The sequence below is a fragment of the Janthinobacterium sp. 61 genome, assembly GCF_002846335.1.
GTDB lineage: Bacteria > Pseudomonadota > Gammaproteobacteria > Burkholderiales > Burkholderiaceae_D > Janthinobacterium.
The window spans coordinates 2,045,407-2,069,610 of record NZ_PJMQ01000001.1 but is presented as its reverse complement, the minus strand read 5'-3'; the positions used below and the strand labels follow the sequence as shown (position 1 = coordinate 2,069,610).

The window sequence follows — 24,204 nt, the reverse complement described above, 5'->3', positions numbered from 1 at the left end:
CGTCCTTCGGGGAATACCATGGAAATCTTCCTGCAGCTAGTCTTCAGCGGCATCGCGCTGGGCATGATTTATGCCGTCATCGCCTTCGGCTACCAGCTGACCTTTGCCACGTCCGGCACCCTCAACTTCGGCCAGGGCGAATCCCTGATGCTGGGCGCGCTCGTGGGCCTCTCTCTGGTGGGCACCATCCACGGCGGCCCCTACATGAGCTATCTGCTGATGATCCCCGTCGTCATCGCCTTCGGCGCCTTGCAGGGCGTGTTCGTCGAATGGATAGGCGTGCGGCCCGCGATCAAGATCAAGTCCGAATTCGGCTGGATCATGTCGACCATCGCGCTGGCCATCATCTTCAAGAACGTGGCGGAAAATATCTGGGGCAAGGATGACCTGACATTCCCGTCGCCCCTATCAGCCGCGCCATTCAAGGTGCTGGGCGCGAACGTACAGCCGATGCAGGTGGCCGTCATCGTCGGCGCGCTGGCCATCATGCTGGCCGTCGAAATGTTCAACCGCAAATCGATCTACGGCAAGGCCGTGGTAGCGACAGCCAACGACCGCGACGCGGCAGGTTTGATGGGCATCAACACGGGCATGGTCATCACCTTTTCCTACGCGCTGTCATCGGCCACGGCTGCCTTCGCAGGCGTGCTGGTGGCGCCCCTGACGCTGACGGGCGCCACCATGGGCGCCTCGCTGGGCCTGAAGGCCTTTGCCGTGGCCATCATCGGCGGCCTGACCTCGGGCGTGGGCGCCATCGTCGGCGGCCTGATACTGGGCATCGCCGAGACGACCACCGGCTATTACATTTCCACCGGCTACAAGGAAGTGCCTGGCCTGCTATTGCTGCTGCTGGTGCTGGCCATCAAGCCGTCCGGCCTGTTCGGCAAAGCCGCGATCAAGAAAGTCTGAGGATCACATGAACAAGAAAATCACCATGCTGGCGTTGAGCGCGGCGGGCCTGGCCGCACTCGTGCTGTTCCCCATCGTCATCCCGAATCCCTATTACATCCACCTGGCCGAGACCATCCTGATCTACGCCATCCTGCTGTTCGGCCTCGATATCGTCGTCGGTTACACGGGGCAGGTATCGCTGGGCCACGCGGGCCTGTTCGGCATCGGATCGTATGCCACGGGCGTGCTGGTGTTCAAACTGGGCCTGCCGTTCTGGCTTGCCATCCCCGCCAGCATCGTGGGGGCGGCCCTGTTTGGCGCCATCCTGGCGTTGCCGGCCCTGCGCGTGACGGGTCCTTATCTGGCCATGGTGACCCTGGCCTTCGGCACTATCGTGCAAATCCTCATCAATGAAATGAGCTTCCTGACGGAAGGCCCGATGGGCATCAAGATCCACAAGCCCGTCATGTTCGGGCACAAACTGTCGGAAGTGGAGTACTACTACATGGTCGCCGCGCTGATGGTGATTTCGCTGGTGGTCGTGCACCGTATCTTGAAGTCGAACCTGGGGCGGGCGTTTGAAGCATTGCGCGACAGTCCCATTGCCTCGGACTGCATGGGCGTCTCCGTCTATCGCTATAAAGTCTATGCCTTCGTCATCAGCGCCGGTTTCGCCGGCCTGGCCGGCAGCCTGTACGCGTATTCGGAAGAATACATTTCGCCCAATACCTACAACTTCGAGCTGACGATCTTGTTCCTGCTGGCCGTCATCATGGGCGGGCGCAAGACGCGCTCGGGCGCGCTGATCGGCGCCCTGATCGTCGTCATGCTGCCCAGCCTGCTGGCGGACATCGAACTGTTCCGCAAGATCGCCGTCGCTGCCGCCGTGCTGGGGGTGATCGGTTCCATCTACATGCTGGCCAAGAAGCGCTCCACGGTGCGCGGCGTGCTCGTGCCGCTGGTCGCCACCATCGGCCTGGCCGCATATTCCTATAAACTGGATAATATGATCGACTGGCGCCTGACCATCTTCGGCCTGATGACTTTATTTGTCGTCTACTACCTGCAGGACGGCATCGTCGGGTTCCTGATGAGCTTTATCGGCAAGGGCCGGCGCCATGTGCAGGCCGTCGCTTCGCACGGGGTGGCGCCTTTTGACCACGCTCTGGGCGGCCAGCGCGGCGAAACGCTGCTGCGCGTGGACCAGGCCCTGATGCAGTTCGGCGGGCTGAAAGCGCTGAACCAGGTGGACTTGAACGTCACGCAGGGCTCCGTGCACGGCTTGATCGGACCGAACGGCTCGGGCAAGAGCACGATGATGAATGTGCTGACGGGCATCTACAAGCCGACGGCGGGCAAGGTGGAATTTGCCGGCGCCGTGATTTCCGGCCGTACGCCGTCCGAGATCGCGCTGGGCGGCGTGGCGCGCACCTTCCAGAACGTGCAGCTGTTCGGCGAGATGACGGCGACCGAGAACGTGCTGGTGGGCTTGCACAACACCTTCAAGTCGAACGTGCTGGACGTGATGCTGCACACGCCCCGCTACAAGCGCGAAGAGAAGGCGGCGCGCGAGCGGGCCGCCAGCATCCTGGAATTTGTCGGCCTGGCCGACCTGGCCAACGAAGAAGCGCGCAATCTGCCATATGGCAAGCAGCGGCTGCTGGAAATCGGTCGTGCGCTGGGTCTCAATCCCCGTTTGCTGCTGCTCGATGAACCGGCGGCGGGCCTGACGGCGCCCGACATCAAGGAACTGATGGCCATCATCCGCAAGATCCGCGAGCATGGCATCACCATCATCCTGATCGAGCACCACATGGACGTGGTAATGGCCTTGTCGGACGTGGTGACGGTGCTGGACTTCGGCCAGAAGATCGCCGAAGGCGCACCCGCGCTTGTCCAGAGCGATCCAAAAGTGATTGAAGCCTACCTGGGCGGCAGCGCCGACACCCTAAGCCCTGCGGCGCACTGAGAGGAAGACCATGCTGACCATTCAAAATCTGCACGCCGCCTACGGCAAAGTCGAAGTTTTGCACGGCATTTCGCTCAACGTACCGAAGGGCAAGCTGGTGACCCTGATCGGCTCGAACGGGGCCGGCAAGACCACCACCATGCGCGCCATTTCCGGCATGCTGAAACCCAAATCGGGCACTGTCACCCTGGGCGGCAAGGATGTCACGGGGCTCGACTCGCACCGCATCGCACGCGCCGGCCTGGCCCATTCGCCGGAAGGCCGGCGCGTGTTCGCCTCCATGTCGGTGACGGACAACCTGCTGCTGGGCGCCTTTCCCCGCTTTACACGCTCACGCCCGAAAGGCGACATCAAGGGCGACCTGGACAAGGCGCTGGAGCTGTTCCCCCGCCTGAAGGAGCGGCGCGACCAGCTGGCTGGCACGCTCTCGGGCGGCGAGCAACAGATGCTGGCCATGGCCCGCGCCGTGATGCTGAATCCGGAAGTGATCTTGCTGGACGAGCCGTCGATGGGCCTGGCACCCATCCTGGTCGAGGAGGTTTTCCGCATCATCACGAGATTAAAGGCGGAAGGCGTGACCATGCTGCTGGTGGAGCAATTCGCCGCCGCCGCCCTGAACGTGGCCGATTACGGCTACGTACTGGAAAACGGCAGCATCTCCGTGCATGGCCCGGCCGACAGCCTGAAAAATGATCCGAAGGTGATTGCGGCCTACCTGGGCGGCGGGCACTGACGAGCTGACAGTACGCTGACAATGCGCTTGCTGCGCATTGTCGAACCTGCCACGCTGCGCGATACGACTTTCCGTAGTGTAGGCAGGGCGTTATGCGTACAACGACACCGCATTCCAGGCATACATCGCTGCGCCTGATGCTCGAACGCAGTCTTTAGTGTTTCGTCGGCTTGTCCTGCTGCACCAGAATAAACGGGCTGACGACGACAGCCCACAGGGCCGCATCGGCCGCTTGCCAGTCCAGCGCCTGCTGGTCCGACACCTTGGCCACTTTGCCATCGACCATCCATTGCGTGATGCTGGCCTTGTCGTCGTGCGAGATGCGCACGGCCACTTCGACCAGATCGAGTTCATTGGCGACCCAGACGACATTGCCCTGGGCGAAGTGCTTTTCCAGTTCGCTCCAGGCCAGGCGGGCCGTTTCGCTGTTGACTTTGAGGCGCAGTTCGGTGTCTTTTTCAGGATTGGTTTGCATGCGATATATCAAGTTGCGGTGAGTCGGGTGCCGTTGCGCGCGCTAGGCTTGCCTTACAGGGCTTCCACGCGCGGCGTCGGCGTACCCTGCCATGTTAACCGATAGGCGGCGCCTTTGCGAACATTGCCCACCAGGGCAGGGCGGAAGCAGGCCAGGTTGGTGCCGCTGGCGTGCCGGACGCTGGGGAAGATCACGCCCATGGAGCCCGCTTCGAGCAGGATGGCGGCCAGGTCTTGCGAGGCGATATAGCTGGCCGGGTCCAGGCAAGCCTGGTAGTGCTCCTGGCCGCGCAGGTCGTGGAAACTGGCGGAAAAATCGGCCAGCAGCGACTGGTAGCTGACGCTGTCGTCGAAATAGTCGATTTCCTGGTATTCCACGGTTTTATGAAAAATGATCTCGGTCAGCGCCGTTTGCATGTCGAAGGCGCAATACCAGGCGCCCCGCTCGCCATCGTTGAAACGCGCCCCTTCCGGGCGGGCGTAGGTATAGGCGGCGTTGATGATGCGAAAGTTCGGTACGCCAAAAACCAGCTCGTCCACGCCAATTCCTGGCGCGCCGCCATACTCGGCCACCAGGCGCGCGTTGGTCGCGTTATCGAGTTCGAACAGCTCGCGCAGGTGCTCGTCGTCCTCGGCCAGGGGCGCCAGCACGGAGTCTTCCATGTCGGCAAAGCGCGAGGGTATCAAACGGCAAGTGTCGATCTGGCGCAGGGCGGCCAGCGGCGGCAGGTGTGCATTCGCGGCGGCAGGCACGATTACAGCCCTCCGCGGCGCGCGTCGAGCAGCTTGCGCACGGTCTGCATGGCCAGCAAACCGCCGGCCAGCATCTGCGACAGGGGCGTGCGGCCGCCGAAGATGGGGTTCTTGTTGGGCAAACTCACCCATTCGTCGGCCAGCTTGTCGCCGTACAGGATGTGCAAGGCCTTGTAGATGCCCAGCAAATAGGAAATGCGCGTGATGCGGTCCACTTCCAGCACGCGATCCGGGTGCTTCTTCCACTCGTAATAGGCGCTGCTGGACAGGCCGCCCAGCAATTCGCGCGCATCATCGTCGCGTAGCTTCCAGGCGGCGGCCAGCTTGAAAAAACCCTTCAGTGCCGCCTGCGACAAGCGCTCGCGTTCGGCTTTGGCGTTCAAGTCGACAAGCACGGCCGGCTCGAAGCGGCTTTTCGGATAGGCGTAGGCGAGATTCATGGCACTCCTCCAATGGAACTCTGTTTATGGACTATATATACTCCTTTTCCGGATTCTTTGCAACGGTCGCATGCATGAAAAACGGGGCGCGCCAGGACGTGTGTCCCGGTGCGCCCCGTTGGCGGGCCGTGCAGGCTTATTTTGCCGTGACGGTGACCGGCACGGTCAGTTGCGCCGTCAAGCCGTTATTGTCCAGCGCCACCAGCTTCAGCGTATAGCTGCCGGCCACCGGCTGCGGCCAGTAGGCCGTGATGGTCAGGCCGCTCATGGAAAACTGCATGCCCAGCGGCGCGCCGTTGATCGAGACCTGCAGCGCGTTCGCGCCAGGTGCCGTCAGCACGATGCTGCCGCTCATGGCCTTGCCCGCCACGCCCGTCATGGCGGCGGCGCTGATCGTGGGACCGGCAGCGGCGATTTTCACTGTGGCCACGGCCTGGCCGCTCAAGCCCGTCTTGCTATCTTTAGCGATGATGGTCACGTTGTAGCTGCCCAGCACGGGCTTGGCCCAGCTGACGACGCCGGCGGCATTGATGCTCATGCCGGACGGCGCGCCCGACAGGCTGTAGGTGACGGGGTTGGGCGCCACTACCGTGGTGGCGAACGACAGGGCAACACCGGGCTTGCCGCTGACGCTGGCTACTGACACCACGGGTGGCAGCAGGGCGGCGATGGCTACCGTATAGATGCCCTTGCCGCTCAGGCCAGTCTTGCTGTCGGTGGCTGTCACGGTGACGGCATAGGTGCCGGCAACGGGGGTGGCCCAGCTCACCAGTCCGGTGCCGCTGATGCTCATGCCGGCCGGCGCGCCGCTCAGCGCGTAGCTGACGGGATTGGCGGCCGTGACGCTGACATTGAATGCCAGGGCCGTGCCAACTTTGCCCGTGATGGCTCCGGCGGCGACGACGGGCGGCGCGACAGGGGTGATGACGATGCTGTAGGCGCCCTGGCCACTGAGGCCGCTGACGGTATCGCGCGCCACCATGGTCACGGCATACTTGCCCGCAATGGGGGCGGCCCAGCTGACCACGCCCGTGGCGGCGATGCTCATGCCGGCCGGCGCGCCCAGCATGGTGTAGCTGAGGGGGTTCGATGCGCTGGCCGAGACGGTAAACGATAGAGGCTTGCCGGCTGCGCCGCTGATGCTGGCAGGCGCCACCACGGGGGCGGCGGGGGCGATCTGCGTGCCCGACAGGCTGGCCAGCAGGTTTTTCACGTTCGGCGTGCCCAGGCCGCCCAGCGGGTCATAGCCGATCCTGGCCGTGCAAACGCTGCAGCTACCGTTGCTGCCCCGCGTGATGTCGGCAAAGCTGCTGGCAAAGGTGCCGGGCACGGTGGCGATCTGGCCGTACAGCATGTTGTGCGGCAAGCCGAGCGCCGTTTTGGCCTGCAGCGCGCGGCTGGCGTTGGCGATGGCGACCAGGCCGGCCCACTGTGGGGTGGACAGGCTGGTGCCTCCGATGCTGAGCCAGCTGGCGGTGCTGCTGCCCTGCGCCATCACGGCCGTGTACTGGCCAGTGGCGGGGTCGGCATTGAAGGCCACGTCGGCCACGTTGCGCCGTAGCAGATTGTTCAGGCCGGGTACGCTGGCCGTCTGGTAAGTGGGCAGTGCCGTATAGGCGCTGATGCCGCCGCCCGTGCCGGACCAGGCCGCTTCGCTGCGCACGCCGCTGCCGCTGTAGCTGAGCGTGGTGCCGCCCACGGCCAGCACGTTGGGCGACACGGACGGCCAGGACACGCCGCTGCCCGAGTCGCCCGTGGCGGCCAGATAGCTCATGTTCTTGCCCGTGAAGGCGCTGTCGACGGAAGCCGTCCAGCTGCCTTCGGCGGCGCCAAAGCTCATTGACACGACGCCAGGCCCCATCAGGTTGGCCAGGCGCACGGCGCCCAGCAGGCTGTTGATGGAAGCGTCTGGCGCCTCGATCAGCACGATGCGTGCCAGCGGCGCCGTGGCATGCGCCCACTGCACATCGAGCGCGATTTCCATGGCCCAGCCCGAGTTATAGGCGGGCGCCGTGGCCGTCATGGTGCTCGATGGCGTGTTGTAGACGACGGAAAACTCGCAGCCGCTGGCCGGCGCTGGTGGCAAGGGTAGGGTGGCATTGGTGGCGATGGCCTTGGTGGTGCAGCCGGGCAAACCGAACTTCTGGTTGAAGATGGCCAGTTCTGCGGCCGCGTTCGGGTTGTGCATGGCGTCGACGATATAGATCGTTTGCCCCGCGCCCAGTTGGGCTGCCTGGCTTGGCGTCAGCGCCGTGCCCGCTGCCGGTAATGCGGGCAAGTCGTAGGCGGCGCGGATTTGCGCGGGAGAGTACGTTGCCACCGCGCTGCTGCCAGCCATGGGGGCGGCGGTGTCCGCCGCGCCGCCGGCTTGCAGCGGCGCGATGTCCTGTGCCGTCTGTTCCGCGGCGGCGATCTTTTGCGCCGTCAGGCGGCGCGTGCTGATGTTCGCCATGGCGTCGGGCACCCGCTGCATGTGCGGGCGCCAGTGGGCCGAGCCGCTGCTGTTGGCGCTGTCGCGCCCGTCAGGCGCATCGAGCAGGGCGGGGGCCGCATGGAACATCGGCTGCGCCACCAGCGCGCCGACGGCGGCGGGGATGACGGGTACCTCGACAGTGAATTGGGTTGCCGCCGTGGCAATCACGGCGGGCGGCGCCGATGTCTCCTGGCCGGGGCCGCAAGCGCCCAGCAGGATGGCGGCAGTGGCGCCCAGAAGCAGGTGCCCGTGACGGGGATGCAGGGGGCTGAATTTTTTCATGGCGAAACTCTCCGAGTTGGCGAGGGCCACATCTCGACAATGCATCCTGGCATGGTGCCGCGCTGGCGGTCCCGGCCCTGCATTGGCAGCCCCGCTGCCGTGGCGCTTGCGCGCGGTAGGCCGGTGGCTTTGCGTCCCCGTCTTTCGACGGGTTTGCCCTCAGAATTGATCATACATCGCTACTTACCCTGATGCGCTATCGATTCTAGCGAATTTGCCAAATAAGTGTTAACTATTTTCAATCAATATTTTTATTTTTGCAATGGAACGTGGCAGATTTGCCTATTGCAGGAGGCAATCTTGCCAGCCTGATTAAGCCTTAAAGACAAGGTTATCAGAGCGGTATCGATGTGTGACAGCGTTTTTTACAGCAACGACGCTTGATCTTATTGGTGGGGTAATGATTTTAATGAATTTATCAAATATAATGTTTCAAGCATCAGCTTCGAACACCATGCCTGGATACGGCGCTGCGCGGCAGGCCGCGCACGGACAGCGTGAGGTGGTTCAGGCCGGTCAACATGGTGCTTGGCACCTTTTAGGTGGGGTAGGCCTGTGTCGGCCATCGCCATGATTTGATATGACTTTGTTCCACACAAGTTTGAGATACAGCAACAAGACCACAAACATCACGGCACCTGACCAAACCGTAGCGAGCGGCAGTGATTTGTGGCCGAGAAGCGCAACCGTGCCAGGGCACGTTGAGCATCGCCGGCCGCAAAGCGCGACGCGCAGTAGGTTTGGGCCGGTGCCATCAGATAGGTTCGGCGTGCTCCACCATCAGTTGCACCTTGGTCGTGCCATTGTATTCATTCGCATCGAGGCGGAAGGCGACCCTTGTGCGTTCGCCCAGGGCGTCCGTGTGGCCGAACCAGATGGCGTCGAAGCGCACGCCGTTCTTTTCCAGCAGCAGTTTCAAATGGCGCTCTTTTAATATGCGCTGGCTGACGACGCGGAATTCGTCGCAGAAGACGGGCGGGGCGAAACCCTGGCCCCACACTTGCCCATCCATCAGTTCGATGAAAGCCGTCGTGTAATACGCGTCTTCCAGGGGGCCGTCCGTTTCCACCACTCTTTCCAGCTGTTGCTGGCTGAGCCAGGCCTGGCCCACGGCTTCGAAGGCCTTGGAAAACGCCTCGAAGGCGTCGGCGCGGATGGTCAAGCCTGCGGCCATGGCGTGGCCGCCGAACTTGTCAATCAGGCTGGGCGCCCGTTTCGACACCAGGTCGAGCGCATCGCGCAAGTGGAAGCCGGGAATCGAGCGGCCCGAACCCTTGATCCAACCGTCCGCGCCGGGCGCAAATGTGATCGTTGGGCGATAAAACTTTTCCTTCAGGCGCGAGGCGACAATGCCGATCACGCCCTGGTGCCAGGACTCGTCGAACACACTGATGGTGCTGCTGTTGGCCGGTTCGAAGTCGTCCAGGTGCAGCAGGGCCGTGTCCTGCATTTCCGCCTCGATTTCGCGGCGCTTCAGGTTGATATCGTTGAGTTGCTGCGCCAGCGCCCAGGCGCGGCCTTCGTCATCCGTGATCAGGCATTCGATGCCCAGTGACATGTCTTGCAGGCGCCCGGCCGCATTCAGGCGCGGTCCCAGGGCAAAGCCCAGGTCGAATGGCGTGGCGCTGCGCGCTTCGCGGCCCGCCACGCGGAACAGGGCGGCCACGCCCGCATGCATATTGCCCTTGCGCATGCGTTTCAAGCCTTGCGCGACGAGGATGCGGTTGTTCGTATCGAGGCGCACCACGTCGGCCACTGTGCCCAGCGCGACCAGGTCGAGCAGATTATCGAGCTTGGGTTGCGTCTGCGCATCAAAGATGCCGCGCCGGCGCAGTTCTGCGCGCAGGGCCAGCAAGACGTAGAACACGACGCCCACGCCGGCCAGATGTTTACTGGGGAAGCCGCAGGCGGGCTGGTTCGGGTTGACGATGACGGCCGCGTCGGGCAGGGTGTCGGCCGGTAAATGGTGGTCGGTAACGACGACCTGGATGCCGCGCCGGTTGGCCTCGGCCACGCCGTCGATGCTGGCGATGCCGTTATCGACGGTGATGATGATGTCGGGCGACTTTTCGCGGGCCGTCAGTTCGACGATTTCCGGCGTCAGGCCGTAGCCGTACTCAAAACGGTTGGGCACGATGAAATCGACGTCGGCGCCCATGGCGCGCAAGCCGCGGATGGCCACGGCGCAGGCGGTGGCGCCGTCGCAATCGTAGTCGGCGACGATGACCATGCGCTTCTTGGCGGCAATCGCGTCGGCCAGGAAGACGCCGGCCGCGCCGATGTGCAGCAAGCCGGACGGCGGCATCAGGGCCGCCAGTTCGCTCGACAGTTCTTTCGCGTCGGACAGGCCGCGCGAGGCGTACAGGCGGGCCAGCACGGGATGGATGCCGCCCTGGCGCAGCAGTTCGGATTCGCGGTAAGGGCAGGGACGGGTGGCGATGCGGGTGCGGGTCATGATGCTTTCAACTTGTTCAGGGTAATCGCGCGCCAGAATTTGCGCTGCGCATGCTTGCTGGTGCTGCAAGCTAGCCAGGCGTCGCGGTGGCTCAGCACCAGGCGCAGCTGCGCAAGCCGGCCATCTTTTACGGCCGCCAGCAGGGGCGCGAACCAGTCGGCTTCCAGTGCCTGCAACTGCTGCAGCCACATGCCCCATTCCTGGGCCTGCGCCGCCTCGATCAGGCCGCCCAGCACGACAATCGCGTCCTGTTTGCTTGCCAGCACACTGTTTGGACTGGCATCGCGCAGCGTTGGTTCCGCCAGCGCGGCCAGCCAGCCGGCTGCGTCCTTGGTATGCAGGCTGGCCGCGCAGCGCACAGGTTCAGCCGTGGCCACGCTGGCGCCCCAGATCCAGAAGAAGTTGATGGCTTTCAGGCCACGTTCTTCGCGCGCCGCGTTGACGGGATGTTCATGCCACAGCATCTGCACTTCGTTTTGCAGGCGGCGCGCGGCGCGCGCGTGTTCGCCTTCCGGCATCCAGACTGACAGGTCCTGCGTGGTGGCGGCATCCGGCGAGGCGCACTGCAAGTCGCTCCAGGCATCGGCGCGCATGAACCAGGTGCTTGCGTCGCCATACGCCAGCGGTTGGCCGATTTCGTCGAAATACGGGGCCGCAATGTCGAACAGGGCGCGGCCGTCCACTTCACTGAGCTTGAGCTGGCGCAAGTCTTCCAGGCTGATATGGCTGCGGGCGATGGCCAGATGGGCTGGATGCAGCAGGAAATAGCGCGCGCCCGGTTCCGGCGCCAGGCCGTAGCCGCGCATGGCCTGGGCCGCAAAGGCCGCCTGCGCCGCTTCGCCGTTGGGCGCGGGCGACAGGCTCAGCGCGTGCGCCAGCCACGTTTCGTGTGGCAGCAGGCGCTTGGCGTTGTCAAAAGTTTCCAAATTGCAGGTGGAGGTGCGTGACAGCAGTGCCGCCAGGGCGGGCGCCTGCAAGACCTTGAGCAGGTCGGCAGCCAGCTCGGCATTGGGCAAGGCGAAGGGCAGGACGAGGGTAAGTTGATTCATCCCGAGATTGTAGGCGATTGTGGCGCCGGGGGAGTAGTCCCCGCGGTTTTTCCCTTGGCGGCGGGCGCGCGAAAAGTGGCGCCCCGGTGATGTGTTTCACGCATGAGTGTCATTTGTGTGGCACACTGCGCGCTCGCATATTATCGTTGTCGCGGGAGCGCATGAGCATCATCAAACAATTTCCTTTTGAGTGGCAGGTTGGCGTGCGCTATACGCGTGCCGGGAAACGCAGTGGCCGCAATAGCTTCATTTCCTTCATCTCCCTCATTTCCGTGGCCGGCATCGGCCTGGGCGTGGCCGCCCTGATCGTCGTCCTCTCCGTCATGAACGGCTTCCAGAAGGAAGTCACCGACCGTCTGATGTCGGTGCTGGCCCACGTCGAGGTGTTCGATACCAGCGGCTCCATGCCCAACTGGCAGGCGCAGGAGCGCGCCGCCTACGCCAATCCGCAAGTCAAGGCCGTGTCGCCGTTCGTGGAAACTCAGGGCATGCTGCTCAATGACGAAACCATGCGCCCGTCCATCGTGCGCGGCGTGCTGCCGCAGCAGGAAGCGACCGTCTCCAGCGTGGCCTCCCAGATGAAGCAGGGCAGTTTCAAGGACTTGACGCAAGGCTCGTACAACATCGTGCTGGGCATCGACTTGGCCAAGGCGCTCGACGTGAAAGTGGGGCAGAACGTCACCCTGATGCTGGAACGCGAGCCGAAGGCGGGCGACCCGGCCAACGGCATCGTCATGCCGCGCATGCGCGCGCTCAAGGTGGCCGGCATCTTTGAGGCAGGTCACAATGAACTCGATGGCAGCCTGGCGTTTGTGAACATGCAGGATGCCGAGCAGCTGCTGCAGCTCGATGGCCCATCCGGCCTGCGTTTGCGCCTGCACGACATGAACAAGGCGCCGCAGGTGGCGCGCGAACTCAAAGCGTCGATGCCGGGCCAGCTGTGGATGCGCGACTGGTCGCGCGCCAGTGCCAGCTGGTATGCGCTGGTGCAAAGCCAGAAGAACATGATGTTCATCATCCTCAGCATGATCATCGCCGTGGCCGCGTTCAACCTGGTATCGACCCTGGTGATGTCGGTCACCGACAAGCAGGCCGACATCGCCATTTTGCGCACCCTGGGCGCCTCGCCATTCTCCATCATGAAGATTTTCATGATCCAGGGCGCGTTGGTGGGTTTGCTGGGCAGTGCCCTGGGCGTGATCGGCGGCGTCGTGCTGGCGCTAAACGTGGGCGTCATCGTGCCCTTCATCGAAGGCATCTTCGGCCTGCACTTCATCTCCAAGGAAATCTACCAGATCAGCGCCGTGCCGTCGGACGTGCACTGGCTGGACGTGGCGCAGATCGGCCTCATCGCCTTTGGCCTCGCGCTGGTGGCGACCATCTACCCGAGCTGGCGCGCCGCGCGTGTCAAGCCGGCCGAGGCGCTGCGCTATGAGTAAATGGCTGATCAACAAACTGCTGGGCTCAGACCCGGCGGGTCTGACCCCTTAGAAATAGCGAATCAATGAGCATGTTAAAAAATATTCCTTTCGAATGGCTGGTCGGCTTGCGCTACACGCGGGCCGGCAAGCGCAGTGGCCGCAACAGTTTCATCTCCTTTATCTCGCTCATTTCCATGGCCGGCATTGGCCTGGGCGTGGCGGCGCTGATCGTCGTGCTGTCCGTGATGAACGGCTTCCAGAAGGAAGTGACGGACCGCATGCTGTCCGTGCTGGCCCACGTGGAAGTGTTCGACAACAGCGGCAGCATGCCGGACTGGCGCGCGGAAGCTGCGCAGGCATTCAAGAATCCCGCTGTCAAGGGCGCCGCGCCATTCGTGGAAACGCAGGGCATGCTGCTGCGCGACGATGCGCTGCGCCCCGCCATCGTGCGCGGCGTGCTGCCCGAGGAAGAGCCGAATGTCTCCGACGTGGCCGGCCAGACGCGCATGGGCAGCTTCAAGGCGCTGCAGCCGGGCACCTTCAGTATCGTGCTGGGCATCGAGCTGGCGCGCGCCCTGCGCGTCAACCTCGGTGAAAAAGTCACCTTGATGCTGGCGCAGGGCCAGGTCACGCCGGCCGGCGTGCTGCCGCGCATGCGCAGCTTCACCGTCAGCGGCATCTTCCAGGCGGGCCATAATGAATTCGACGCCGGTTTGGCCTTCATCAATATCGAAGACGGCCAGCGCCTGCTGCGCCTCGACGGCCCGTCCGGCCTGCGTTTGCGTCTGGCCGACATGAACCAGGCACCGCAAGTGGCGGCGGAACTGAAAAAGACCATGCCGGGCGACTTGTGGCTGCGCGACTGGTCGAAACTGAACGCCAACTGGTTCGCCGCCGTTCAGACGGAAAAGCGCATGATGTTCATCATCCTGACCCTGATCATCGCGGTGGCCGCCTTCAACCTTGTGTCGACCCTGGTGATGACGGTGACGGACAAGCAGGCCGATATCGCGATCCTGCGCACCCTGGGCGCCTCGCCCCGCTCCATCATGAAGATCTTCATGATCCAGGGCGCGCTGGTGGGCATCCTGGGCACGATACTGGGCGTGGGCGGCGGCGTGCTGGTGGCGATGAACATCGACGTCATCGTGCCCTTCATCGAGCATTTGCTGGGCGTGCAATTCCTCTCCAAGGACATTTACTTCATCAGCACCGTGCCGTCCGACCTGCGCTGGCCCGACGTCACCAAGATCGGCGTGCTGGCCGTGATCCTCGCCTTTTTGGCGACCCTGTACCCAAGCTGGTGGGCTGCCCGCGTCAAACCTGCGGAAGCCCTGCGCTATGAATAAACCACTGACTACTACCATGACCGATCTGAACAAACCTGCCTCCAACGGCGCTTCCGCTGATTCTGCCGTCCTGTCCTGCCGAGGCCTGGGAAAGACTTTCACGCAAGGCAGCTACAAGGTGCAGGTGCTGGCCGGCATCGACATCGATATCCACCGTGGCGAACGGGTCGCCATCGTCGGCGCTTCCGGTTCCGGAAAATCGACCCTGCTGCACCTGCTGGGCGGGCTCGATACGCCCACCAGTGGTAAGGTGACCCTGCTGGGCAAGGATTTCGCCACCCTCAGCGAAAAGGCGCGCGGCGACTTGCGCAATGCCTCGCTGGGCTTCGTCTACCAGTTCCACCACCTGCTGCCCGAGTTTTCCGCGCTGGACAACGTCGCCATGCCCCTGATGATACGGCGCATGAAGCGCGCCCAGGCCACCGACCTGGCGCAGCAAATTCTCACGCGGGTGAACCTGGCCAAGCGCGTTACGCACACGCCGGGCGAATTGTCGGGCGGCGAGCGTCAGCGCGTGGCCCTGGCGCGCGCCCTCGTCACGCAGCCGGCCTGCGTGCTGGCCGATGAACCGACGGGCAACCTCGATCACGCCACCGCCGAACAAATTTTTGACCTGATGCTGGAACTGTCGCGCACTCTGGGCACGGCCTTCGTCATCGTCACGCACGATATCGAACTGGCCAAGCGCTGCGACCGCGTGCTGCGCCTGACGGATGAGGGGCTGCAGCCTTACCAATACTGAGCAATACCAAGGAGCCGCCATGCTGTGGATCGATACGCACTGCCACCTCGACGCGCACGAATTCGGCAGCGAATCGCTGCAGGTGGCGGCGCATGCAAGCGCTCAAGGCGTGGCGATGATCGTCATTCCCGCCGTCGAACGGGCCAATTTCAGCATCGTGCGCGACCTGGCGGCAATGGCGCCCAACGCCTGCTTTGCCCTTGGCATACACCCGATCTACGTGCCGCACGCCACCGAAGACGATTTGATCGCCCTGCGCGATGCAGTGGCGCAGGCCATGAATGACCCGCGTTTCGTCGCCATCGGCGAAATCGGCCTGGACTTCTTCATTCCCATACTGTGCGAACCGGCCATGCGCGCCAAGCAGGAGCATTTTTTGCGCGAGCAGCTGAAAATCGCCCGCGACTTCGACCTGCCCGTGCTGACACATGTGCGCCGCTCGCAGGACATCGTCCTCAAGCATGCGCGCCAGATCCGCCCGAACGGCGGCATCGCGCATGCATTCAATGGCAGCTTCCAGCAGGCGCAGGGTTATATCGATCTCGGTTTCAAGCTCGGTTTCGGCGGCGCCATGACGTTTACCCGCGCGCTGCAGATACGCCGCATGGCGACGGACCTGCCTTTGGCGTCCATCGTGCTGGAGACGGACGCGCCCGATATTTCTCCCAGCTGGATCCACCCTGGCCGCAACAGCCCCGAAGAATTGCCGCGCATCGGCGCCGTGCTGGCCGAATTGCGCGGCCTGGAGCTTGCTGACGTTGCGGCGCAAACCAGCGCCAATGCGCGCGCCGTGCTGCCCCGTTTACCCTTGATGGAATGAGACCATGAACAAGAAAATGCTCGCGGGCGCCATGGCAGCCTGCATGTCCACCGTGTTTGGCCACGCCATGGCGGCGACGACCAGCAGCCAGTGCGACGGCATGCCGCGCCTCGATGTCACCACGCCGCCCGGCTTTTGCGTGGCCGTGCTGGCCGACGGCCTGAAATTCCCCCGTGGCGTGCTGCCGCTGACAAATGGCGACATCCTCGTTACGGACATGGCGGGATGGGCGCCAAAGCTAGGTAAATTGTGGCTGTTGCAGCGCAAGGCTGCCGGCGCCGGCTACGAGCGCAAGCTGCTGCTCGACAAGCTCGATCGCCCGAATGGCATCGTGCAGGGACCGGACGGCATGGTCTACGTGGGCGAGGTGGGACGCATTTTCCGCTTCGACTTGCGCGACACCACGCGCACCCGCACCGACGTGATCGGCGGCACGGCGAAGACGCCGCGCCTGCCGGGCATGGGCTTGCACCTGCTGACGAACATGCGCTTCAGCCCCAGGGGCGACCTGTATGTGAACGTGGGTTCCAGCACCGACCATTGCGAGAACGATGGCAAGGCGCCCGATGCGAGCAAACCATGCGCCTCGGCGGAGGGGCCGGAGGCGCTGGGTGCCATCCGCGAATACAAAATGGACTGGCCTGCCGGCACGGTGACAAGCTGGCGCACGCATGCGCGCGGCTTGCGCAATTCGATGGCGCTGGCCTTCCACCCGGCCACGGGCGAGCTGTGGCAAGCGGAAAACGCGCGCGACGCCATCCAGGCCGCCTTGCCGCAGCTGAAAAGCGACGAGAACCTGCCGCATGAAGAACTGAATCTGATCAAGGCAGATCGCCACTACGGCTGGCCGTACTGCTATGACGACAACGTGGCCAGCCCGGAGTATCCGAAGACGGCTTGCTCCGCCCAATACGCGGCGCCCCAGCGCCTGCTGCCCGGCCACGCCGCGCCGCTGGGCATGACGTTCTATACGGCCAGCCGCTTCCCGGATCTGTACAAGAACAGTCTGATCATCGGCTACCACGGCTACCGCAGCAATGGCCACCGCCTCGTGGCCCTGCTGCCCGACAAGGCGGGCGCGCCGTTGGGCAAGTCCGTCGAGTTGATCGGCAACTGGGAGCGCAAGGGCAAGCAGGGCAGGGGCGCGCCCGTCGACGTGAAGCTGGGACAGGATGGCGACATCTATATGGCCGATGACCATAATGGCCTGGTGCTGAAGCTGCACTATGAGACGCCCAAACCTTAATGCCGATGGCCTGCCCTCGCTCAGTGCGAGGTCGCCTCATTGCTCTACGACCGGCCAGGCATCCCACCACCGACCAGGGCTGGCTTCTGGAAATCAGCGGACGCTTATTTGAACTTTTTGCCGGAGCGTCCGCGCGATGCCGCATTGTGCGCGCGCAGGATGGAATCGACACGTTCCGAGGCGTCGCGTGACAGGTTTTGCGCCACGGCGATGTCGGGGAAAAATTCTGGCAGGCGGTAGCTGAGCCACGCATACGCGGAGTAGTAGCGGCAGGTGTCTTCCACTTGCTGCAGATTCTGTGTGCCACCGCCATACGCGTGCTGGCGCAGGGTTGAGGTCTTGCCCAACGACAGATTCTTCGACCAGTGTTCCCACGCCGTTTGCAAGGACGGCACCTTGCTGGAGATAGGTACCAGCGACAGGGTGAACTTGTCGGCCACGGACAGGGGCAGGGTGTCGAGCCAGATGGCGCGCTCCTTCTGGTCTTCCGTGATGCGGGGGAAGAAAAAGCCGTCCGGCACGTCGATATTGTGGATGAAGCGGCGCAGCAGTTTTGATAGCGACAGCTCGCCAGTCACCGACGAAATGCGGTGCAGATGTTCGAGCGATGGCGCCACGGCAAAGCCGCTGGTGTTCAGCGGGTGCAGCTTTTCCTGGAGCAGCGCGCGCATTACTTCATGCGTCTCGTTGTCGTAGCCGGCCACCAAACCCTCTTCATGCACGCCATAGCGGCCCGCGCGCCCGGCGATCTGGCGCGCCAGCGCCGCTGAAATCTCTTCTTCTTCGCGGCCATTGTATTTGACGCAGGTAGTCATGACGATGCGCGCGATCGGCATGTTCAAGCCCATCGCCAGCGCGTCCGTGCCGACCACGATATCGGCCGTGCCGTCACGGAAGCGCTGCGCCTGCGCGCGCCGCACTTCGGGCGACAGGTTGCCGTAGACGGTGGCCACCGACAGCCCCGTTTCCGTAATCATGTCGCGCCACATCAGCACTTCGCGGCGAGAAAAGGCGATGACGGCATCGCCGCGGCGCAAGTTGCGCACTTTGCGCACGGCGGTCGGCTCCATCGACAGGGGCGCCATGCGCTTCAAGACATGCACCTCCAGCGGGCAGTCCAGGCGTTCGGCCAGCGCTTCGATGGCGCGCCGCGCTTCGGGCGCCCCTACCAGGTAGACGGTGTGGGCCGGCGCGCCGCAGACGGCCGCCGTCCACGCGGCGCCCCGGTCCGGGTCGGCCAGCATCTGGATTTCATCGATGATGGCCACTTCGACGACGGTTTTCGTGTCCAGCATTTCCACCGTGCTGGCCACGTGCGTGGCGCCCTCGACGACGCGACGCTCCTCGCCCGTGATCAGGCTCACGGCCAGCGGCTTGCCATGCGGCGCGGCTTCCTGCAGGCGTTCGTAGTTTTCCAGGGCCAGCAGGCGCAGGGGCGCGAGATAAATGCCGCTTTTCGCCTTCACCAGCGCTTCCATGGCGCGGTGTGTCTTGCCGGAATTCGTGGGGCCCAGCAGGGCGATGAAGCGGCGCGGCAGGCGGCGCGCCATCTCGAACGAGGCCGGATACTCGGCCAGGTTGATGCTCTGGCGCGTGCGCGCTGCGTGCTGCTCTTCCTGCTGGCGCTCGATGGCGTGGTTGAAGCGCTGGCGGATGCGGTCGAAGACCATGCCTGCAGGTTCCGACGTCTGCATGTCGGCCAAGGTGTGCAGGAAGACCATCGGGTCCGTGTCCACGTCTTCGCTCAGGCCAGCGATATCGGCGACGAAATCCATCACATGCTGGCGCAACTCATCGAAGATGGCCGCGCTGGCCCGTTCGCGCACCAGGGCCAGCTTGGTTTCGCGGTCCATCTTGCGCCACTTGGCCGGCCGCGCCAGCACGCCCTGTGCCGGCACCAGCGCATAGGGCACCACCAGGTGACCCGCCTTGACCACGCCGGAAAAGCGCACGAAGACTCGCCCCTCCATCTTGACCAGGCGGATATGCTCGGCCAGTTCCCCCAGTTCCGCGACCAGGGTTGCGTCGTTATTGTCTTCGGTGCTGTCGGAAATGGCGGTGGAAGTATCGGGAGGAGGTGCGGAGGAAGTCATGTCGTGCCTGGGTGTTGAAGTAAGCGAGGCCGATTATACCGTGCGCCGGGCAAAAGATTTTGCCCGGCGCACGGTGGCGCCGCCTCCTTCAAAGGCTTTCCAGCAGCGTGTAGGAGCCGGGCGGCAGCATCAACTGCGGTGCTGGCGCATCGGCCGAAATCACGATGGCGTCGTAAGGCACGGCATGCAGGTCCGCGCCAGTGGCGCGCGCCGTGATCAGCTTTCTGCCGGTGGCGGGGTAGAGGTTGGCGGGAATCCTATGTGGCTGAAGCTGGGGCAGCATGGCGTACCATCCCGGACGCCCGCTGGCGCCGGCGGCGTAGCGCGGATGGATGACCTGCATGTCCACGCCGTTGCGGTAGGCGCCAAATACTTCCTGTTGTCCGCCCGGCCCGAGCAGCACAAAGGGGCGCTGGCTGTCCGACTTGGCCTGCGCCTGCTGGTATGACGCCTGTTCCGCACCCGGCGCCGCGTGCGCGTACATGACGGTCTGGTCTATCGTCAGTGGATCGATGCCGGTGATGCGGCGCACGTGCGAGGCCATGCGGACGTCGTCCTCCCTTTTGTTCGCGATGGGCGTTTCCACACTGTGCGAATAGCCGACATAGATGAATACGCGGGCATTGGGGCGGCTGGCGAAGATCCTGGACTGGATATTTTCGGCCTGTTCCAGTTCGCGCTGGCGCGGATAGTCGTCCGCGCCACGGTCCGCGCGCTCTTCTTCATATTGGACGAAGGCCCATCCGTCCTGGCGCGCCTCGCGCAAGAAGTGGCCAAACACGGGCTCATTCGAATAGTAGCCGGTCTGTTCATGGATGTAGGGCCATGCATTCGGAGTCGTGCCAAAGGTCTCCACCGCGAGGGTGTCGAAGCCGATCTTGCGCAGCTCGCGCGCCAGCGCCGCGGCAAACGCCCGGTGCATGGGCACATGGTGGGATTCGTTGAGGATGACGATCTGCCGCTTGCTGGCCGCTTCGACAATGGCGTGTATGGCGTCGCGAGGCGTGGCGGCGGCCAGGCGCGCATCGTCGTCGGCATGCGGCTGCCCCTTTCTTTGCTGATACAGGGTGAGCTGCTCAAAGGTATCGAAGGCGGCGATGGCGCCCATGCTGTCACCGAGCATCGCGCGCGCCGTGCCCAGGCGCTGCAGCGGTGAGCCCACGGCGCGCAACAATTGCATGCGCTGCGCATCCGAGGCCTGGACTGTAGAGCCGGCCGGCATTTCCTGCTGAACATTTTTCTCCAGTAACTGCAAGTATTTCCACCAGTCATATCTGTCGGGACTGTTGTACTCGGCTACGCTGGCAGCGGATGCTGCCGTGGCGCCGTAGCTCAGCATGGCGACGAGGATCAGTTTCTTGAATGGGGGCATGCCTGTGTCCTTATGGTGTCCTATCGCTACCATACACTGCGCTCGACGCCGTGGTGTCAACGATAATTTTCATAAAGGCAATATTACTATGAAAGTAATTTTCCGTGCAGCGTTTTCAGGCGGCGCGCGCGCGCACCAGGCGCAGCCCCCAGCCGGTGGTGATCACTGCGTCACCGGTTTGCAGATGCGCCACGGCATCGAGGAACGCGCCGCGCAGGCGCTGCCTGGCGTCATCGTCCAGGCGGTCAATATCGTAGGTGTCCAGCAAGGCGTCCCACAGTTCGCCTGGCGTGGGCGACCAGGGCACGTCGATGTCGTCAAACGCGATGTGGTCGAAACTGCCGTCGAGCAGCTCGCGCCAGCCGGCCTCCGACCCCGCACGCCGGTCGCCGAAGCGCAGCTGCGGCAGCGCGTCGCTGGCGATGGGCTTGAAGACGCGCATGAATACGTCATTCACCTCGCCCAGTAAAAAAGTCCGGCCGACGATGGCGGCCAACTGGCCGCCGGGTCGCAGCACGCGGCGCATTTCGCGCATGACCTGTTCGACATCGTCCATCAGCATCAGCGCCATGTGCGAGACGAGATAATCCACGCTGGACGATGGCAAGTCCAGCGCCTGGGCGCGTCCCTGTTGCAAGCGTACGGATGCGGGCAAGGCGGCGCGCGCGACGGCCAGTTCAGCGTCGCTCATGTCGATACCGGTCAAATGCAGTGCTGGCTGCCGCCTGGCGGCCAGCAAGCCCAGCAGATGGCCGTCGCCACAGGCCAGGTCGAGCACCGTCAAGGGGCTATTGCCGACCGGCACGAGGTCGGTCAGTGCTGCATAGGATGAGTCCCAGGTGCCCGTTGGGGAGTGGGCGGGCAGGTGGGCAAACGCGGCACTGGTCACGCCGACTTGCCTTTGATGAAAGTCGTGCAAATAGGTTTCGGCCGCTGTCAGTGGGCTCATGCAAGGTCCGCCAAGTCATGGCGCCCGGGCGCCGGATGGTCATCTTAGCATGGGGGAAGTATTGTCAATGGTGGCAACGGATGGCGTGCATGGACGTCCTTATCCACGTCACCATTGCGCCAGATCAGACGGCAAAGAGTGGAAAACGATCAGAGTATCCGAGTACCTTTCGCAGCGAGCGACGATCCTGCCTTGATCCTGCCTTCCCATGCGCACCCTGATACTTGGCTTTGCCGCTGGCGCCGCCTGGCTGCAGACGCAGGCAAGCTTGCCGCCGCATGCGCGCGCGCTGCTGTGGGTGATCGCTGGTGTGTCGCTGATGACTGTACTGCTGCTGCGCCATCACACATACTGGCGCTGCATTGTCGGCTTCGCCGCTGGCGTGGCACTGGGCTTTTATTGGGCCGCCTGGCTGGCCCAGGCCGCCTTGTCGCCACAACTGGCGCTGGCCGATGAAGGACAGGCCATCACCGTCACTGGCACGGTCGCCAGCCTGCCGTACCGCTTCGAGCAGGGTGTGCGTTTCAATTTTGCCGTGGAAAAGTCGGTGGGGGCGAAGGTGCCGCCCCTGATCGCCCTGTCCTGGTACGCGGGCTTTCGCGATGAAGTGACGAACGAGGTGGGCGACGTGCAGCCTGGCGAGCGCTGGCGTTTGACAGTACGGCTGCAGCGTCCGCACGGCAATGCGAATCCCATGGGTTTTGACTACGAGGCGTGGCTGCTGGAGCAGGGCGTGCGCGCCACGGGCTATGTACGGCCGCAGCCGCGCGCCGATACGCCGAACCTGCGCCTGGCAGCCTTCGTGCCCGCTTTCGGCAATGTGGTGGAGGCCAGCCGCGCGACACTGCGCGCGCGTATCCTGCGCAGGCTGGAAGGAAAACAGTATGCAGGCGTGATCGTGGCGCTGGTGGTGGGCGACCAGCGTGCCATTCCCCAGTCGGACTGGCAAGTATTCAACCGCACGGGCGTCAGTCATTTGATTTCGATCTCCGGCTTGCACATCACCATGATCGCGGGCCTGTTCGCCCTGGGAGCGGGCGCGCTGTGGCGGCGCTCGTTTTTCACGGACAATCAACTGCCTTTGCTGCTGCCGGCGCAAAAGGTGGCGGCGCTGGCCGGCGCGCTGGCGGCATTTGTCTATGTGTTGCTGGCCGGCTTCGGCGTGCCCGCGCAGCGCACTTTATACATGCTGCTGGTGGTGGCACTGGCCTTGTGGCTGGGGCGCATCACCAGCATAGGCCACGTGCTGTGCCTGGCGCTGGGCGTGGTGCTGCTGCTCGATCCGTGGGCCGTGCTGTGGCCCGGATTCTGGCTGTCATTCGGCGCCGTCGCCACCATGCTGTACGCGACGGCGGGCCGCACCACGGCCCCCTTGCCAGAGAACGCCAGCCGCTGGCGGCGTATGCGTGCCGCCGTGGCGCTGGGCGCGCACACGCAGTATGTGGTGACGGTGGGGCTGGTGCCGCTGACGATGCTGCTGTTCTCGCAAGTGTCGCTGGTCAGCCCCGTGGCCAATGCGCTGGCCATTCCCGTCATCAGCCTGGTCGTCACGCCCCTGTCGCTGGCTGGCAGCCTGCTGCCCGCGCCTCTGTGCGACTGGCTGTTGCTGCTGGCGCACGCCATCGTGCAAGTGCTGGCGCAAGTGCTGGACTGGCTGGGCGCACGCCGCTTTGCCGTGTGGACGGCGCCCGCGCCGCCAATGTGGAGTTTTTGCTGGGCATTGTTTGGCACGGCATGGCTGCTGGCGCCCAGGGGATGGCCCCATCGCTGGGCGGGCATGCTGGGCTGGCTGCCCCTGCTGACAGCCTTGCCATCGAGCCCGCCAGCTGGCCAGATGTGGATCACGGCCTTTGACGTGGGACAAGGCATGGCCGTGCTGGTGGAAACCCACGGCCACCGCCTGCTGTACGACACGGGGCCCGCCTACAGCCTCGATTCCGATGGTGCCAGCAGGGTCATCGTGCCGTACTTGCGTGCGCGCGGCATCGCCAAGCTCGACGGCGTGATTATTTCCCACAGCGACCTCGATCACGCGGGCGGTGCCATGTCCTTGCTGGAAAACATAGACGTGGGCTGGCTGGCCTCGTCCCTGTTCGACGGTCACCCGGCCATCGAGGCCCGGCGGGAGTTGCACCGGCCCTATCTGCACTGCATGGCGGGCCAGAGCTGGACTTGGGAAGGCGTACAGTTCACCATGTTGCACCCTTTGCCCGTCAGCCACACGGACATTTCATTGAAACCGAACGCCCGCAGCTGCACCGTGAAAATCACTGCGGGCAAGCATGCAATTTTGCTGGCCGGCGACATCGAAGCGGCGCAGGAAGCGCAATTGCTGGCGCGCTCGGCGCACGGCGACCTGGCGGCCGACGTGCTGCTGGCGCCCCATCATGGTAGCGGCACCTCGTCGACACAGGCGTTTTTGAACGCCGTCCATCCCGATCTGGCGATTTTCCAGGTCGGACATCGCAACCGCTATAAACATCCGAAAGCGCAGGTATATGCGCGCTATGGCGACATGGGGATTACCCGCTTGCGCACGGACGTGACGGGGGCAGTGGTGCTGGCGTTTGGCGCGGATATTGACGTGACGCTGTATCGCAGCAGCCGGCCGCGCTACTGGCATGGGCGCTAGTGGCCTGGGTCGTTGAGTTTCATGCCACATCTCTCTATGATTGGGGTTTGGCGGCGCACGT

The 24,204-nt window shown here is 63.9% G+C and carries 18 protein-coding genes and 1 riboswitch; of the genes, 9 read left to right on the top strand and 9 right to left on the bottom strand.

The features are described 5' to 3' along the window. The first annotated feature begins 18 nt into the window (after positions 1–18). Genes CLU92_RS09460 through CLU92_RS09450 form a run of 3 tightly spaced genes read left to right on the top strand, consistent with a single transcriptional unit; the run spans position 19 to position 3,593 of the window. Positions 19–909 carry a branched-chain amino acid ABC transporter permease gene (locus CLU92_RS09460; RefSeq protein WP_101481683.1) on the top strand — a complete coding sequence of 297 codons (891 nt, stop codon included), beginning with the start codon at positions 19–21 and terminating at the stop codon, positions 907–909. Positions 910–916: 7 nt separating this feature from the next. Next, a complete protein-coding gene (locus CLU92_RS09455; protein ID WP_101481682.1) occupies positions 917–2,860 on the top strand; it encodes an ATP-binding cassette domain-containing protein in 1,944 nt (647 codons plus the stop codon). 10 nt (positions 2,861–2,870) lie between these two features. Beyond that, positions 2,871–3,593: an ABC transporter ATP-binding protein gene (locus CLU92_RS09450; RefSeq protein ID WP_101481681.1), complete on the top strand. Its 723-nt coding sequence runs from the start codon at positions 2,871–2,873 to the stop codon at positions 3,591–3,593. A 154-nt stretch (positions 3,594–3,747) separates the two neighbouring features. Here the strand turns inward: CLU92_RS09450 and CLU92_RS09445 are convergent, their stop codons facing one another. The 6 genes from CLU92_RS09445 to CLU92_RS09420 form a co-directional block, all read right to left on the bottom strand. Further along, positions 3,748–4,068 (bottom strand): DUF2288 domain-containing protein, encoded by a 321-nt coding sequence (locus CLU92_RS09445; RefSeq protein ID WP_101481680.1) that lies wholly within the window; start codon positions 4,066–4,068, stop codon positions 3,748–3,750. Between the two features lie 53 nt (positions 4,069–4,121). Continuing rightward, positions 4,122–4,820, bottom strand: coding sequence for an RES family NAD+ phosphorylase (locus tag CLU92_RS09440; protein ID WP_180338474.1), 699 nt, complete (start codon positions 4,818–4,820; stop codon positions 4,122–4,124). A gap of 2 nt (positions 4,821–4,822) precedes the next feature. Beyond that, complete coding sequence (locus CLU92_RS09435) at positions 4,823–5,260, bottom strand: MbcA/ParS/Xre antitoxin family protein (RefSeq protein ID WP_046682984.1); 438 nt, start codon at positions 5,258–5,260, stop codon at positions 4,823–4,825. 136 nt (positions 5,261–5,396) lie between these two features. Beyond that, positions 5,397–8,015: a putative Ig domain-containing protein gene (locus tag CLU92_RS09430; RefSeq protein WP_101481679.1), complete on the bottom strand. Its 2,619-nt coding sequence runs from the start codon at positions 8,013–8,015 to the stop codon at positions 5,397–5,399. A gap of 81 nt (positions 8,016–8,096) precedes the next feature. Beyond that, positions 8,097–8,183: riboswitch (cyclic di-GMP riboswitch) on the bottom strand. 586 nt (positions 8,184–8,769) lie between these two features. Further along, positions 8,770–10,470 carry a single-stranded-DNA-specific exonuclease RecJ gene (recJ, locus tag CLU92_RS09425; protein WP_101481678.1) on the bottom strand — a complete coding sequence of 567 codons (1,701 nt, stop codon included), beginning with the start codon at positions 10,468–10,470 and terminating at the stop codon, positions 8,770–8,772. Next, entirely contained in the window at positions 10,467–11,519 is a 1,053-nt protein-coding gene (locus CLU92_RS09420; protein ID WP_101481677.1) for a hypothetical protein, read from the bottom strand. The genes recJ and CLU92_RS09420 overlap by 4 nt, the downstream gene beginning before the upstream one ends. A gap of 161 nt (positions 11,520–11,680) precedes the next feature. Between CLU92_RS09420 and CLU92_RS09415 the strand changes: the two genes are divergently transcribed. From CLU92_RS09415 to CLU92_RS09395, 5 genes are all read left to right on the top strand, one after another. After that, positions 11,681–12,958: a lipoprotein-releasing ABC transporter permease subunit gene (locus CLU92_RS09415; protein ID WP_101481676.1), complete on the top strand. Its 1,278-nt coding sequence runs from the start codon at positions 11,681–11,683 to the stop codon at positions 12,956–12,958. Positions 12,959–13,023: 65 nt separating this feature from the next. Continuing rightward, a complete protein-coding gene (locus tag CLU92_RS09410; RefSeq protein ID WP_101481675.1) occupies positions 13,024–14,289 on the top strand; it encodes a lipoprotein-releasing ABC transporter permease subunit in 1,266 nt (421 codons plus the stop codon). Between the two features lie 16 nt (positions 14,290–14,305). After that, a complete protein-coding gene (gene lolD / locus CLU92_RS09405; protein ID WP_101481674.1) occupies positions 14,306–15,031 on the top strand; it encodes a lipoprotein-releasing ABC transporter ATP-binding protein LolD in 726 nt (241 codons plus the stop codon). A gap of 22 nt (positions 15,032–15,053) precedes the next feature. Beyond that, on the top strand, positions 15,054–15,851 hold the full coding sequence (locus tag CLU92_RS09400; RefSeq protein WP_101484588.1) for a TatD family hydrolase: 798 nt from the start codon (positions 15,054–15,056) through the stop codon (positions 15,849–15,851). Between the two features lie 4 nt (positions 15,852–15,855). Next, positions 15,856–17,097, top strand: a complete 1,242-nt coding sequence (locus CLU92_RS09395; protein WP_101481673.1) for a sorbosone dehydrogenase family protein — start codon at positions 15,856–15,858, stop codon at positions 17,095–17,097. Between the two features lie 104 nt (positions 17,098–17,201). Here the strand turns inward: CLU92_RS09395 and CLU92_RS09390 are convergent, their stop codons facing one another. The 3 genes from CLU92_RS09390 to CLU92_RS09380 form a co-directional block, all read right to left on the bottom strand. After that, positions 17,202–19,190, bottom strand: a complete 1,989-nt coding sequence (locus tag CLU92_RS09390; protein WP_101481672.1) for a helicase-related protein — start codon at positions 19,188–19,190, stop codon at positions 17,202–17,204. Between the two features lie 88 nt (positions 19,191–19,278). Further along, the gene (locus CLU92_RS09385) at positions 19,279–20,562 is read right to left on the bottom strand and encodes a hypothetical protein (protein ID WP_101481671.1); all 1,284 of its coding nucleotides are present in this window, start codon (positions 20,560–20,562) and stop codon (positions 19,279–19,281) included. A gap of 115 nt (positions 20,563–20,677) precedes the next feature. Continuing rightward, positions 20,678–21,511, bottom strand: coding sequence for a class I SAM-dependent methyltransferase (locus CLU92_RS09380; protein WP_180338473.1), 834 nt, complete (start codon positions 21,509–21,511; stop codon positions 20,678–20,680). 208 nt (positions 21,512–21,719) lie between these two features. On the opposite strand from CLU92_RS09380, the gene CLU92_RS09375 reads away from it, so the two are divergent. Next, positions 21,720–24,143 (top strand): DNA internalization-related competence protein ComEC/Rec2, encoded by a 2,424-nt coding sequence (locus CLU92_RS09375; RefSeq protein ID WP_101481670.1) that lies wholly within the window; start codon positions 21,720–21,722, stop codon positions 24,141–24,143. Positions 24,144–24,204 lie beyond the last annotated feature (61 nt).